This window comes from Niallia tiangongensis, from assembly GCF_044704065.1.
GTDB lineage: Bacteria > Bacillota > Bacilli > Bacillales > Cytobacillaceae > Niallia > Niallia tiangongensis.
In genome coordinates, this window is sequence record NZ_CP162613.1 from 2,544,822 (window position 1) to 2,559,259 (window position 14,438).

General features: G+C 34.3%; 13 protein-coding genes and 1 pseudogene. 9 read left to right on the forward strand and 5 right to left on the reverse strand.

Features of this window, described 5'->3' with window-relative positions; genetic code table 11:
- Positions 1-30: 30 nt before the first annotated feature.
- Positions 31-831: an ammonia-dependent NAD(+) synthetase gene (gene nadE / locus AB3U99_RS12145; RefSeq protein ID WP_400248051.1), complete on the forward strand. Its 801-nt coding sequence runs from the start codon at positions 31-33 to the stop codon at positions 829-831.
- Positions 832-1,125: 294 nt separating this feature from the next.
- Positions 1,126-1,263: a hypothetical protein gene (locus AB3U99_RS12150; protein WP_400247870.1), complete on the forward strand. Its 138-nt coding sequence runs from the start codon at positions 1,126-1,128 to the stop codon at positions 1,261-1,263.
- Positions 1,264-1,686: 423 nt separating this feature from the next.
- Here AB3U99_RS12150 and pflA read toward each other — a convergent pair whose 3' ends face one another.
- Together pflA and pflB are read right to left on the reverse strand one after the other, a co-directional pair.
- Positions 1,687-2,418 (reverse strand): pyruvate formate-lyase-activating protein, encoded by a 732-nt coding sequence (gene pflA, locus AB3U99_RS12155; protein WP_400247871.1) that lies wholly within the window; start codon positions 2,416-2,418, stop codon positions 1,687-1,689.
- A 98-nt stretch (positions 2,419-2,516) separates the two neighbouring features.
- Complete coding sequence (pflB, locus tag AB3U99_RS12160) at positions 2,517-4,760, reverse strand: formate C-acetyltransferase (RefSeq protein WP_400247873.1); 2,244 nt, start codon at positions 4,758-4,760, stop codon at positions 2,517-2,519.
- A gap of 487 nt (positions 4,761-5,247) precedes the next feature.
- Here pflB and AB3U99_RS12165 point away from each other — a divergent pair, with 487 nt between their 5' ends.
- Together AB3U99_RS12165 and AB3U99_RS12170 are read left to right on the forward strand one after the other, a co-directional pair.
- Positions 5,248-6,201 (forward strand): lysylphosphatidylglycerol synthase domain-containing protein, encoded by a 954-nt coding sequence (locus AB3U99_RS12165; protein WP_400247875.1) that lies wholly within the window; start codon positions 5,248-5,250, stop codon positions 6,199-6,201.
- A 157-nt stretch (positions 6,202-6,358) separates the two neighbouring features.
- Positions 6,359-7,510: a D-alanyl-D-alanine carboxypeptidase family protein gene (locus AB3U99_RS12170; RefSeq protein ID WP_400247876.1), complete on the forward strand. Its 1,152-nt coding sequence runs from the start codon at positions 6,359-6,361 to the stop codon at positions 7,508-7,510.
- Positions 7,511-7,646: 136 nt separating this feature from the next.
- On the opposite strand, the gene AB3U99_RS12175 is transcribed toward AB3U99_RS12170, so the two are convergent.
- Together AB3U99_RS12175 and AB3U99_RS12180 are read right to left on the reverse strand one after the other, a co-directional pair.
- Positions 7,647-9,266, reverse strand: coding sequence for an ABC-F family ATP-binding cassette domain-containing protein (locus tag AB3U99_RS12175; protein ID WP_400247878.1), 1,620 nt, complete (start codon positions 9,264-9,266; stop codon positions 7,647-7,649).
- 193 nt (positions 9,267-9,459) lie between these two features.
- Complete coding sequence (locus tag AB3U99_RS12180; protein WP_400247880.1) at positions 9,460-10,797, reverse strand: ISLre2 family transposase; 1,338 nt, start codon at positions 10,795-10,797, stop codon at positions 9,460-9,462.
- Between the two features lie 596 nt (positions 10,798-11,393).
- Between AB3U99_RS12180 and AB3U99_RS12185 the strand changes: the two genes are divergently transcribed.
- Together AB3U99_RS12185 and AB3U99_RS12190 are read left to right on the forward strand one after the other, a co-directional pair.
- The gene (locus AB3U99_RS12185; RefSeq protein ID WP_312095735.1) at positions 11,394-11,528 is read left to right on the forward strand and encodes a hypothetical protein; all 135 of its coding nucleotides are present in this window, start codon (positions 11,394-11,396) and stop codon (positions 11,526-11,528) included.
- A gap of 185 nt (positions 11,529-11,713) precedes the next feature.
- On the forward strand, positions 11,714-12,541 hold the full coding sequence (locus tag AB3U99_RS12190; protein WP_400247882.1) for a formate/nitrite transporter family protein: 828 nt from the start codon (positions 11,714-11,716) through the stop codon (positions 12,539-12,541).
- Between the two features lie 71 nt (positions 12,542-12,612).
- Here AB3U99_RS12190 and AB3U99_RS12195 read toward each other — a convergent pair whose 3' ends face one another.
- Entirely contained in the window at positions 12,613-13,341 is a 729-nt protein-coding gene (locus tag AB3U99_RS12195) for a ZIP family metal transporter (RefSeq protein WP_400247884.1), read from the reverse strand.
- Positions 13,342-13,612: 271 nt separating this feature from the next.
- On the opposite strand from AB3U99_RS12195, the gene AB3U99_RS12200 reads away from it, so the two are divergent.
- From AB3U99_RS12200 to AB3U99_RS12210, 3 genes and pseudogenes are all read left to right on the forward strand, one after another.
- On the forward strand, positions 13,613-13,897 hold the full coding sequence (locus AB3U99_RS12200; RefSeq protein WP_400247886.1) for a hypothetical protein: 285 nt from the start codon (positions 13,613-13,615) through the stop codon (positions 13,895-13,897).
- A 138-nt stretch (positions 13,898-14,035) separates the two neighbouring features.
- On the forward strand, positions 14,036-14,143 hold the full coding sequence (locus AB3U99_RS12205) for a YjcZ family sporulation protein (RefSeq protein ID WP_084668742.1): 108 nt from the start codon (positions 14,036-14,038) through the stop codon (positions 14,141-14,143).
- 112 nt (positions 14,144-14,255) lie between these two features.
- Positions 14,256-14,333, forward strand: a pseudogene (locus tag AB3U99_RS12210) (YjcZ family sporulation protein); the annotation flags it as partial.
- Between the last annotated feature and the right edge of the window lie 105 nt (positions 14,334-14,438).

Consider the following 14,438-nt stretch of genomic DNA (forward strand, 5'->3'; position numbering starts at 1 on the left):
AAAACGGTGCGTAGCTTACAGCAAAAAATTATGAAAGATTTAAATGTCCAACCTGAAATTAATGCGAAAGAGGAAATTGAAAAAAGAGTCCAATTTTTAAAGGATTATGCAAAAAAGGCAAAAGCAAAAGGATTTATATTAGGAATCAGTGGTGGTCAAGATTCATCATTAGCTGGGAAATTAGCACAACTTGCGGTGGAACAATTACGCGAGGAAGGATATGACGCAACCTTTAATGCGGTAAGACTACCATATGGTGTTCAGGCCGATGAAGCAGATGCGAAGCGTGCATTAGAATTTATCAAAGCAGATAAAGAATATGTGTTTAATGTGAAAACTCCAGTCGATGGCGTAAAAGAAGTATTTGATGCAATGAGCGAAATGCCATTATCGGATTATCATAAAGGAAATGTAAAGGCTAGAATGCGCATGATTGCTCAATATGCAATTGGTGGACAAGAGAATTTACTTGTTATTGGTACTGACCATGCAGCGGAAGCTGTTACAGGCTTCTTTACAAAATATGGTGATGGTGGTGCAGATATTCTCCCTCTAACAGGCTTATCCAAAAGACAAGGAAAGCAACTATTAAAAGAATTAAATGCAGAAGAAGCAATTTATCAAAAAGTTCCTACAGCAGATTTATTAGACAATAAACCAGGACAAGCTGATGAAACAGAACTTGGAATATCATATGATCAACTAGATGATTATTTAGAAGGAAAAGAAGTTAGTCCAGAGGTAGCTGAAAAAATAGAAGCGCGTTATTTAGTAACAGAGCATAAGCGACAAGTTCCAGTATCCATGTTTGACGAGTGGTGGAAAGCATAATAGTTATTACTTTGTAATAGGAATGTTTGTAAAAATTGCATATTTAATCTTCAACAACTGTTGGAAAAGAGGTATCTACCTATTATCGATACCTCTTTTTGTTTTGAAATATAGATTTTAATTGAGAGAGATATTAATAGAAGGAAAAAAGATGAGGGTTATTAATATTTCTATACTAATATAATTACTATGCACAAACATGTCCTCATTTTTTGCATAGTCTATAATGCAGGGACAAAGTATGTAAATGGAATTAATTTATATACTTGTATAAAATCAAGAGGAGGGGAGTAAATGTTTAGAGTTTTTGGGTTTGATATTAAATTTGTAGTATTAAATATCCCTTTTTCATTTGAATATGAACTAGCGATTGGAAGAAATAGAAACATTATTCAGCCATCGGTATTACCGAAACCACCAATATCATCGTAGCCGCTGTCATTACCACATCCACCAATACTACCACCATATCCTTCATTTGCATCAAGAAACGCTTAAGTAGAATTGTGGAAAAAAAGAGGAGGCTGGGACATAAGTATTCCAGCCATAGATAAACCCGAACAACCATACGATAGTTCATATGATTGTTCGGGTTTATATTGGTTTATAAAAGGCTGTTTCAGTAAAGATGGTGTTATTATCCGCAGCCTGAATACACTTCTATTTCCATAATAGTTTATAGAAAAACAATCTTTAAAAACGAATTAGTTTTTACACTGACTATATTTAAAATCATAAATAACTAGCATGAAAGAGTAGCCTTTATTTAAGAGCTAAATTAAGGATTGTTCGTCTTTACAGGTTGGCTATTTAGTTTTGTCCCAGCCTCCTCCTTATTTTCAGTGTAATATAGAATTAAAAACTTCTATTCAAAATAGTAGTAGCGAAATCAACTGATTCTTGGGTAGGTGGTTCGATTCCTTGTAGCGGATATTCGAGTCCTAGTGTTTCCCATTTATACACACCTAATTTGTGGTAGGGAAGAATATCGATTTTTTCCACGTTTTCTAATGTGGCAATAAAATCACTTAGTCTTGTTAAGTCTTCTTCTGTATCGTTAATAGTTGGGACTAATACATGTCTTACCCAGATAGGGATTTTTTTATTTGATAAATAATTGGCGAAATCTAAAATATGATCATTGCCCATTCCTGTTAGTTTAATATGTTTTTTACGGTCAATATGTTTTAAATCGAGTAAAACTAAATCCGTATATTTCATTAATTCGTCTAACTGTGCTTGAAAAGAAGGGGCTTTTGAATAGCAACCGCCAGAAGAGTCAATGGTTGTATGAATGCCGAGTTTTTTACATTCTTTAAATAACTCGATTAAAAATGGAATTTGTAATAATGGTTCCCCGCCGCTTACAGTAATACCTCCGCCAGAAGGTTCGATAAAAGGAAGGTATGTTTTTAAATCATTAATAATGTCCATAACCGACATTTGTTTCCCCGTACCAATTTCCCAAGTGTCTGCGTTATGACAAAATTGGCAGCGAAGTAAGCAGCCTTGTGTAAACACTACATAGCGAATACCAGGACCATCTACCGTTCCAAACGTTTCAATTGAATGTATATTGCCGTTCATGATTATTTCCTCCTTATAATAGACCCACGGAATTTTGAAGTAATACTGTAAGAGGTAGGGAAGAGGGATTAGGAAAAATCCCTCTTCCAAACATTAAATTACATAGATTCGTGGAAAGTTCGACTAATAACGTCTTGTTGTTGCTCACGTGTTAATTTAATAAAGTTAACTGCGTATCCAGATACACGAATGGTTAATTGTGGATACAATTCTGGGTGTTCCATTGCATCTAATAATGTTTCTCTATTAAATACGTTAACATTTAAGTGGTGACCAGCTTTTGTTGCATAGCCATCTAAGATTGATACTAGATTATTTACTTGTACATCTTCTTCTTTACCAAGTGCTTTCGGTACAATAGAGAATGTGTTTGAAATACCATCTAATGAATAATCGTAAGGTAATTTAGCAACAGAAGATAGAGATGCTAAAGTTCCTTTTGTATCACGACCATGCATTGGGTTAGCTCCTGGAGCAAATGGTTCTCCTGCACGACGTCCATCTGGTGTATTACCAGTTTTCTTACCATACACAACGTTAGAAGTGATTGTTAAGATAGACATAGTGTGCATAGAATTGCGATACGTTTGATGCTTACGTAATTTTTTCATAAAGCTTTCAACAATACCAACTGCAATACTATCAACTGCATCATCATTGTTTCCGTATTTAGGGAAATCGCCTTCTGTTTCAAAATCAACAGCAAGACCACTTTCGTCTCTAATAACTTTTACTTTCGCATGTTTAATTGCGCTTAATGAGTCAGCGACAACACTTAATCCAGCAATACCTGTAGCCATTGTACGAAGGATTTCTGTGTCGTGTAGAGCCATTTCTATTCTTTCGTAGCTGTATTTGTCATGCATATAATGGATAACGTTTAATGTGTTAATATATAGTCCAGCTAACCATTCCATCATATTGTCGAATTTTTCGCTTACTTCTTTATAGTCTAGGTATTCAGAAGTGATTGGCGCGAATTTAGGACCAACTTGAATTTTAAATTTCTCGTCTTTACCACCATTGATTGCATATAATAAACATTTCGCAAGGTTAGCACGGGCACCGAAGAACTGCATTTGCTTACCGATTTCCATTGCGGAAACACAGCATGCTATACCGTAATCATCACCCCATTGAGGTTTCATGATATCATCGTTCTCATATTGGATAGCGCTTGTTTGAATAGACATTTGTGAACAGAATTTTTTAAAGTTCTCGGGTAACTGAGTAGACCAAAGAACCGTTAAGTTTGGCTCTGGAGCTGGTCCTAGATTATCTAATGTATGAAGGAAGCGGAAAGAGTTCTTTGTTACCAAAGGTCTTCCATCATTAGCCATACCACCAATGGATTCAGTTACCCATGTTGGATCTCCACTGAATAATTCATTATAGTCAGGTGTGCGAGCGAATTTTACAAGGCGAAGCTTCATAATAAAGTGATCTACAATTTCTTGAGCTTCTTTTTCTGTTAAAGTGCCGTTCTCTAAATCTCTTTCTACATAAATATCTAAGAATGTAGAGACGCGTCCTAGGCTCATCGCTGCACCGTTTTGTTCTTTAATTGCTGCAAGATAGCCAAGATATACCCATTGGAAAGCTTCTTGAGCATTTACTGCTGGTCTTGATAAATCAAATCCATAGCTTGCTCCCAATTCTTTTAATTCATTTAATGCACGAATTTGTTCGGAAATTTCTTCTCTTAATCGAATTGTTTCTTCACTCATAACGGAACTTGTAGCTCTTTTGTCTTTTTGTTTTTCGTTGATTAAGAAGTCTACTCCGTATAGTGCAACACGGCGATAGTCGCCAATAATTCTTCCGCGGCCATAAGCATCTGGAAGACCAGTAATGATAGCAGCTTTTCTTGCTAATCTCATTTCATCTGTATAGGCATCAAATACTCCAGCATTATGTGTCTTACGATGTTCAGAAAAGAATTTTTCTAATTCTTCATCTGCTTTATAGCCATAAGATTCACAAGCTTGAACTGCCATTCTAATACCACCATTAGGTTGGAATGAACGTTTGAAAGGTACATCTGTCTGAACACCGACTACTTTTTCTTTTGCTTTATCTAAGTAACCAGGACCGTGAGAAGTAATCGTTGATACGATATCTGTATCTAGATCGTAAACACCGCCTCTTTCTCTTTCTAATTTACTTAATTCCATTACCTGTTCCCATAATTGTGTAGTTTCTAATGTCGGACCTGATAAAAATGTAGAATCTCCGAAATACGGATTAAAGTTTTTTAAGATGAAGTCACGAACATTTACTTCTTTTTGCCAAGATCCATTTTTAAAGCCTTCCCAATAATTAGTTGTTTCTACTTTTTCCATTATAATCACCTCATGATTTAATAAAAATATATAACAGAAAGCTTTTTTCTTTCTGTTTTAACTATAACAGATTTTGTGTGATAACTATCACAATAATTGTGTACATCTTGCGAATATTCTGTGGCATAAATGTGAACATCAATGATATCAACGTATTCAAACGGATTTTAGGATGGGAGAAGGAGATGGAGTGAAAAAATAGTATATATATCTGTTATATATATTTTTTATAATTACGAGCAACTGTTATACAATAGTGTGTGGAAGTAAAAAATTCATACAGTAAAAATAGAAGAAGAGGAGAAGTTTTCCTTTTAATAGAATAGTGACTTACATTTTGACCATACTATTGATAAGAAAGAAACGATTTCTTATTAAGAAGGAAGTTTAAAAAAAGTTTCTTTTCTTTTTCATTATATTTAAGGTATGATTAATTTTAGGTCTCAATTACTAGAATTAATCAAACAAAATGTAAGAGGTGGTAAATATGTCAAGCAGTAAGAAAGAAATCTGGATTAATATGGCTAAGATACTCCTACCAATTGTCATATTTATCATCGTTTTACGAGAAATAAAGAATATGATTGTTTCAACAGATATGCACCTTATTTATGCTTACTTACAGATAATTCCTATTCATAGCTTGTTTTATATTGTATTAGGTGGATTCATGGCAACTTTGCCAATGTTTTTTTATGATTTTTTTCTTGTAAAGCATTTAAAGAAGGATATTCCCTTTGTAGAAGTAGGGAAATATTCATTTATAAGCAATTCTATTTCCAATTTAATTGGTTTTGGTGGACTAATAGGTATTGCTTTACGTAACTTTTTTTACAAGCAATATGAAACCGATCGAAAGAAGTTATTTAAAGGTATTGCTGTTGTAACTTTATTTTATTTAACAGGGATCAGTATTTTGGCATGGATTGCTATTTTATATAGTAGAAGATTAAATTTGATAGAAGAACATATTTGGATATTTGCTGCCATTATTATTGTGGGGTTAATATTTCCTGTTTTGCTCGTTAGTTATAAGAAAGCGAAATTACATAGCTTTGTTTTTGATCGAAAACAAATTATTGGTTTAATATGTGTGTCGCTGTTAGAATGGATTTTCTTGTTTGCATATTTATATTTTATCGCAAAACTAATTGCTCTTCCGGTCTCTGTCGGGGATTTCTTCTTGGTATTTTTAGTTGCTGCATGTACAGGCATTATCAGCATGATCCCAGGAGGAATGGGTTCCTTTGAATTAATATTCTTATGGGGGATTGAATCATTAGGTGTAGAGTCAGAGCAGATGCTTATTGTCCTATTTTTGTATCGTGTCGGCTATTATCTCCTACCATTTTTAATGGCAGTATTCCTTTTCTTGATGGAGATCGGTAAAAATATCAAGAAAAATGCAGCAGCTTTTTTTAGAGGTTTATCAAGTGAATAGCGCTTTTTTCTAATGATACGTATAGGTGAATCTATATTGTTAAAAATACAAAAGGATTTCAATTTTGTGACAAAATTCCATATGTCCTTTATTATTCTAATTTATTTGGTACAATAGTCTTGGTATTTGAACATAGAAAAATAATAGGTGGGGGAAAATGAGGGAAACGATCATTGCGATCTGTTTCGTATTACTACTATTAAGTCTTCCTACAATAAGTCAAGCCAAAGATAATAGGGAACCGGAACTAGTAAGCGAGGCAGCATTCTTATTAGATAGTGATACGGGAGCAGTATTATATGAAAAGAATGGATATGAGAGGATGTATCCTGCGAGTTTAACAAAAATAGCAACAGCGATATATGCAATGGAAAAAGGCAATATGGATGATGTCATTACAGTTAGTGAGAATGCTTATTCAACGGAAGGGACAAGAGTTTACTTAGAAAAAGGAGAACGAGTAACCTTAAGACATTTAATTGATGGAATGTTAATTAATTCTGGAAATGACGCAGCAGTGGCCATTGCAGAACATCTTGATGGTTCTATTAGTGATTTTGAAAGGAATATTAATCGGTTTTTAAAAGAAAAAGTAAATGTTCATTCCACAAACTTCAAAAATCCAAATGGTCTTTTTCATAAAGATCATTATACAACTGCTAATGATTTAGCATTAATTACCCAATATGCCATGCAAAATGAGACGTTTAGAGAAATATTTGGAACAAATGAATTAAAGTGGGATGGCCAATCTTGGGATACTACACTCGTTAGTCATCATCAAATGGTAAATGGGTCTAGACCATATGATAATGTTACTGGTGGAAAAACTGGATTTGTAAATGAGTCGAAACAAACATTGGCAACAACTGCAGATAATGGAGAGTTACATTTAATTGCTATTGTATTAAAAGGGAATTATAAGCGGGATGTATATAATGATACCAAGGAGTTATTTGATTTTGGTTTTAACCAATATGCACATAAGGTGATTCCTGCTGGAAAGTCATTTTTTGTTAATGGGACAACCTATGAAACAATGAAAGAGGAAAAGATTACAGTTGCACGGACAAAGGGAGAGGAAGAAATATCCTCGACTGGTCTATTAATGATTGAAAACGATAATGGGGATATCCTACAATCGATACAATTAGCAAAAGTGATGCCAGCAGAGGAAACATTTAAAGAAGATATTTCCGAAGAAGCGGTAACGGAAGAGAAGAAATCTTCGTTTCCAGGAATCGTATTTATTGTTCCGTTGGCTTTATTCTTTATTTATTATATGAAAAGAAGAACAATCAGACGTTAATATAAAAAAGGAGCAGAATGAAATTTTCTGGTCCTTTTTTGATAGGATTTGTCTATTTATACGCAAATATTACTAGATCATACCTCACTTTATTAGAGTGATAAGAAAAAAAACCGGGAATCCCGGTTTTTTCTTATTATTTATACATAGCTGCAATATTTTTTTGCAAATCTGCATCTTCTAAATACTCATCATAATTCATTTGTTTATCAACAAGTCCACTAGGTGTAATTTCCAAAATACGATTAGCAATCGTTGATACGAATTGGTGGTCATGAGAAGTGAAAATTAATGAACCTTTAAAATTGATTAAACCATTATTTAAAGCCGTGATGGATTCTAAATCTAAGTGGTTAGTAGGCTCATCTAAAAGAAGAACATTTGCTCCACTTAGCATCATTTTAGATAACATACAACGAACTTTTTCTCCACCGGATAAAACACTAGGCTTTTTCAATACTTCTTCTCCTGAGAATAGCATACGACCTAAAAATCCTCTTAAGAAGCTTTCTGTTTGGTCATTTGGAGAATATTGACGTAGCCAGTCAACAAGTGTAGCATCATCATTGCTAAAATACTCCGAGTTTTCAGCTGGGAAATAGCTTTGAGAAGTGGTAACTCCCCATTTATAAGTGCCGCTATCTGGCTCCAATTCGCCTGCTAAAATCCGGAAAAGAGTTGTTTTCGCAATTTCATTTGGACCAACAAGCGCAATTTTATCATCTTTATTCATAATAAAGCTTACATTATCAAGTACTTTTACACCATCAATTGTTTTTGATAAGTTTTCTACTCTTAATAAGTCATTTCCGATTTCACGCTCAGGTGTAAAGGCAACATATGGATATTTTCTTGAAGATGGTTTAATGTCATCTAACGAAATTTTATCAAGCAATTTCTTTCTAGAAGTGGCCTGTTTAGATTTAGAAGCATTTGCACTAAATCGAGCAATAAAGTTTTGAAGTTCCTTGATTTTCTCTTCTTTCTTCTTGTTTGCATCATTTGCCATTCTAGAAGCTAATTGACTGGACTCATACCAGAAATCATAGTTTCCAACATAGATTTGTATTCTGCTAAAATCTAAATCGGCAATATGTGTACAAACTTTGTTTAAGAAATGTCTGTCATGGGACACAACGATTACAGTATTTTCAAAGTTAATTAAAAATTCTTCTAACCACTTAATCGCATTTATATCAAGATGGTTAGTAGGCTCATCTAGTAGAAGAACATCTGGTTCACCGAAAAGAGCTTGTGCAAGTAAGACCTTCACTTTATCGGAACCATTTAATTCAGCCATTGTCTTATAATGAAGATCTTCGCCAATGCCTAGACCTTTTAAAAGAATTGCAGCCTCTGATTCTGCTTCCCAACCGTTTAGTTCTGCGAATTCTCCTTCAAGTTCAGCTGCTTTCATCCCATCTTCATCTGTGAAATTTTCTTTCATATAAATAGCATCTTTTTCCTGCATAACTTCATATAATCTAGCATGGCCCATAATTACTACTTTAAGCACTTCATGCTCTTCGTATTCAAAGTGGTTCTGCTTTAAAACAGCAAGTCTTTCCCCAGGCCCTAAAGAAACATTTCCAGATTGTGCTTCTAGCTCACCAGAAAGAATTTTTAGGAAAGTGGACTTTCCAGCACCATTTGCTCCAATTAATCCATAGCAATTTCCTGGTGTAAATTTAATATTAACATCTTCAAATAATTTACGATCACCATATCGAAGACCTACATTCGTAACTGTTATCATTTAAAATCCTCCAAACTACAATATCCTTCAAATTATACCATTTTTAAAATAGAATCGCGAATTATTTTCGTAAAACGATTGAGTCAAGTTTTTGTGGGAGTTTTTTATAGCTCCCTTTTTATAAAGTAAAACTTCTAATTTTGTATCCGTTTTCTAAATGTTTTCTTTCATCAACATTTCGTTATTTTCTTTTTTAAAAACCTTTTAATGCCTGTAATGCAAAGTGAATGGGTTTTCCAATCGCCTGATTTAAGTATGGAATGTTCTGACGCACGGTTTCTGTTACTAATTTTGTTGATATTTTTCTGTTCGGTCGATGCTCTTTCTTTGATTTTTCCGTGGCTTTTTCCCATTTACCAAATATCGTTTGGATGGATAGGTCATCTTTTAGTCCAATCCATAATCGTGCTATGCTCATGACCCCTTCTTTGCTCCATGCTCTTCCATTTTTTAATCGTTTGGCTAATTGATTCATCATTGCTTCTGCACTTCCCATCGGACGATAAGCTTCGGTGTTCACATCCTTCTCCTCTAACCAAATACGATAATCTTTTATTGCTTCCTGATGATGCGTCAAAAATGCAAGTAAATGCTCTAGTTTTTCTTCTTCTTCTGGTGTTTCCATTGTTCCTACTGCACTATTCAACTCTAGAAGTAATTTTTCTACCTGGTAGTTTTTTAACGCTATTTTCATGTAGCGGTATCGGGGATGGCTCTTCATTAGCTGTTTCATCGAACGAGCTACATGAAAACGATCCATGGTGAAAAAGGCGCGTTCACGAAAATACTCCCGACATGCCGTTATCCAGCCTGCTCCATCGCCATTAATAATAAGCAAGGTTTGGGTAGGATCATACGCATAATTATTCTGTAAGAACGTTTCAAAGGCTTCCCAAAAGGGTTCTTTTCCTTCATAAAGAAAATGCCTTTTATTTCGGAGCCTGACTCGCTTTCCGTTTTCTTTCCATCCCTCGTGTACAGCGGCGAATTTCAACTCCCATCCACGCTTTTTCTTTTCTTGGCTCTTCACATATAATCCATCTACTTCGACAAACAAGACCTTTTGAAAGGGACGTTTTTCCGTAACTGGATGCACGTTTGTTTGAAGAAGATGTTGCCGTAATGCTTCGTGGCTCATCGCCGAATAGCCTAAAAACTGTTCTAAGGTTTCCACAGCCTTTCGATAGGAGGAGCCATTCGTCGCTAGTTCTAACCCCCATTCTTCTAGTAGCGGACTAAATCCCTTATTCCCCTGAAACTGTAAATAGTGATCTAATAGACAAATATATTTTTTGGTCACACGATCGAAATAATAATTACGCTTCAGCTCCACTGCTCCAAAAGCTGTCTCTAATCGTATATCTCGTTTATCTCGTAAAGCAAATCTTCTTTTATCTCGTTGCTGGGCAATCTCTAGATCCCAATTTTCTAATGTTTGAACAAGGATTTCTTGAAACGTATTTTGTAGCGTTCGAAATAAAGTTTTTTCCAATTCTTTTAATGATGGTAATTTTATGTTACATTCATTCATGAGAGCCTCTCCTTTTCGTAGTGTTTTAGGCAAACTCTACTTTACAAAAGGAAGCTCTCTTTTTTAATGCTTAATTTTTTCCAGCTACCGCGCTCTCGCTTGGTGGCCTTTTTGTATAGTTGGGGGACTCGTCCCCCAACTATACAAAAAGGATATTTATTCCCCCACAAACATTTTACTCATACTCGTAAAACTTACATATCAAATATGTTCTTTCTTTATATTCTATCTACTAAATGATTGGTGAATTGCAGGAGTAAATGAATATAATCTTTTATGCAGACAGTACATCTAATTTCAATTGAGCTTAAGATGCAAGAGGCAGTATAAGAATTTGATATATAAAAATATGAAATATGTCTGATGGAAAAAAACAAACATGTTTATGATAATAGGTGGATAGGGTAAAAAATAATCAAAAAATAAAGGGTTTTCTTTTCGTGGATAGAATGTATAAAGTACAACGTATTATCTTGTTTTAGGCTTTTCTATAAAGCAACAAGAATAATGTCTAAATTTATTTATGATTTGTTCATAATTTCTTCATAAATTTCTAGTACACTAAAACTATTATGTGAAGTAAAGGAGTCGTTATTATGGCTAAAAAACAGCTAGTTGATTTGGTGAATAAAATGAAAAAATCCGGTATCAAAATTAGCTTTACAAAGCCAAGATCGCAGTTTTCTGTAGCAATTCAACAGAACAATAAATTAACAACTACGACACATTAATCAAAAATACTATGCTATGGTAGTGTGTCTAGGAAAATTACATAATATATAGCTTCATTTGCTCAAAATAGTATTGGGTGTTCTTTTTTCGGAATGAATGAATTGTTGAAAAATGTTCATAATTTCACAATGTAATTTATTTTTCCTTTTGTATAATTATTATATACAGAAAGGAAGGTATTACAATGGATATACACCCAATCGATAAAGCAATCAACTATGCGATGAAAAAGAAAGAAACAATTGATGAATCCTTTTTCCGCTATTTTGTAAAAGCGATTTTAGCAGGAATATACATCGGATTTGCTTTAATGCTATGTTATCGTTTAGCACAACCCTTTTTTGATGTTCATTCGCCTGCAACGTATATGATGACTAGTTTGTTTTTTGGAATAGCCCTTGTACTTATTTCATATGGTGGGGGAGAATTATTTACTGGGAACACCATGGCTTTTGCAATGAGTACCTTGTCTGGAGCAACTAGTTGGAAGGATACGATTTATAATTGGGTTACTACTTATTTTGGTAATTTAGTTGGTGCTTTGTTTTTTGCTTTATTAATCTATTACTCTGGATTATTTAGCTTAGCTCCCAAAACAACTTGGCTTATGGATGTAGCCAATTCAAAAATGAGTGCAACAACGCTAGAACTGTTTATTAGAGGCATCCTCTGTAACTGGTTAGTTTGTTTAGCTATTTGGATACCAATGAATATTAAAGGAGATGTTGGGAAAATAATAGCAACATTATTAATTGTTTTTTCCTTTATGATTTCAGGCTATGAGCACAGTGTGGCAAATATGGCTCTTTTCTCCATTTCTCTAATTGTTCCTCATCCTGAAACAATTACCGTTGCAAATGCATTGCACAACCTTATACCAGTTACAATTGGTAACATTGTCGGAGGAGCATTCTTTGTTGGTGCACTTAACTTATATATTTATCCTAAGAAAAAAGGAAAAGCGAAAGATCCTGCTTTACATGTAGCTGCATCAAGTTCAATTGCAAAGTAATGCTGATTTTGTTTGAAACACAACTAGTAAAACTGTCGAAAAACATTATTTAGCATGTTTTTCGACAGCTGCTATCCTATATGACTCATGCTTAATGAAAAAATTAATCCTACACACGCAACAAATCCTACGGTAGGTCCTCCTTTCTCAAATGCTTCAGGCAGCATAGTGGAGCAAACCATCGCAATTAATCCACCAGCCCCAAATGACTGTATGCTAGAGAGCATAGTAGGGGATGCATTTTCTAAAAATAAATACCCTACTGAGCTACTAATAGCTGAAATGATAATTACACTGCTCCAAAGTGTTAGAATTTTTTTGTTTGAATATTGATCTTTTTTAAACCCTACTGTTGAAGATAAAGATTCTGGAAAGTTACTGATGAAAATCGCAATTAAAAAAAGAAAATCTACTTTATGTGCATATAACAAGCTAAGACCGATAATCATGGATTCTGGAATAGCATCCATTAATGTACCAACAAAGATCGCTAAACCAGAATGCCCTTCCGGATTTTTATGTGATCTTTTCCGATTAGAACCGCCTTTTTGATAAAGAAAAATTTCAATGATGGTAAATAAACAGGCTCCTACTAAAAATGCGATAGCAGTAGTAAACATTCCACTTTTATGTACAGATTCTATTAAAAGCTCAAAGGAAGAGGCACCTATTAAAATTCCTGTTCCCAAAGCCATAAAATAGGCTATAATTCTTTTTGGAATGGAAAGAAATAATCCTGTGACAGAACCTGCAAGTAATGAAAAGCTTGCAATTGCTCCCCACATTGCTGCTTCTAGCATATTAAAAAACTCCTTTTCCCTTAAATGTTTTGAAACCCGCTACTTAAGAAATTACACTAAATTATTTGCATTTTTTTTGAGGAATATGCACACTTCTCTTTTTTAACTAACCTTTTCAAGTAACAAATATGCAACTTACAAGTGGAATTTTTTCATTTAATATATTTTCATTAAATATTGATGAAAATCCGCACCCTCATCAAGATAGCTGTCCATACTTTTTTTAGACTTGTACATAGGATATTAGGGATTAAGGTTGGAGGTGTGATAAATGTCTGGTAATAATTTTTATCATCAATGTTCTAAAGGTGTTGGAAGATGTGTTCGTATTCGTACTCATAGTGGAGAGGTTCATACTGGAATAATCGAAAGAGTTACTCCAAATAAAGTCTATGTTAGACCAATTGGGGGAAACCGTAGAAGTTATGGTGGTTTTGGATATGGGTATAGACGTGGTTATCGACCTGGCTGGGGTTGGGGTTGGGGCTGGGGTGCAGCAGCAATAGGAGTTTCGTTAGGATTAATTGCTGCATTGGCCTTTATTCCTTTCTTTTGATAAAACAAGCAGAAAGATTCCTTTAAGGAAGGAATCTTCCTACATAATAAAAACTAATTTTATCTTTTTTTGCAAGCGCCCAAACAGGACAATCTCTAGACTCATATGATGCTTATGTGTATGAGGGAGGTGGAATAAATGAGTGGTGGTCCAGCAGCTGGTTTTGGTGGAGGATTTGCTCTACTAGTAGTGCTATTCATTTTATTAATAATTGTAGGTTCTAGTTATGTTGGTTTTGCATATTAAGTAAGATTGAAAAAGGAGTGTTTTATAAATGAGTTACGGTTATGGTGGATATGGTTATAATTCTTGTGGATGCGGTTATGCTGCACCTGCAGCGGCTCCAGTAGCATCTTGTGGTGGTTTCGGTAATGGATTTGTATTAATCGTTGTATTATTCATTCTATTAATCATCGTTGGAGCTGCTTGGCTATAAGATAGAAAATATTAACTTTCTTTAGATTTTAAAAGCTAAATTAACGGTATAAATGGCAGCCTGAGTTTGGGAATCGAAGATATTCAGGCTGCCTATTAACAAAAA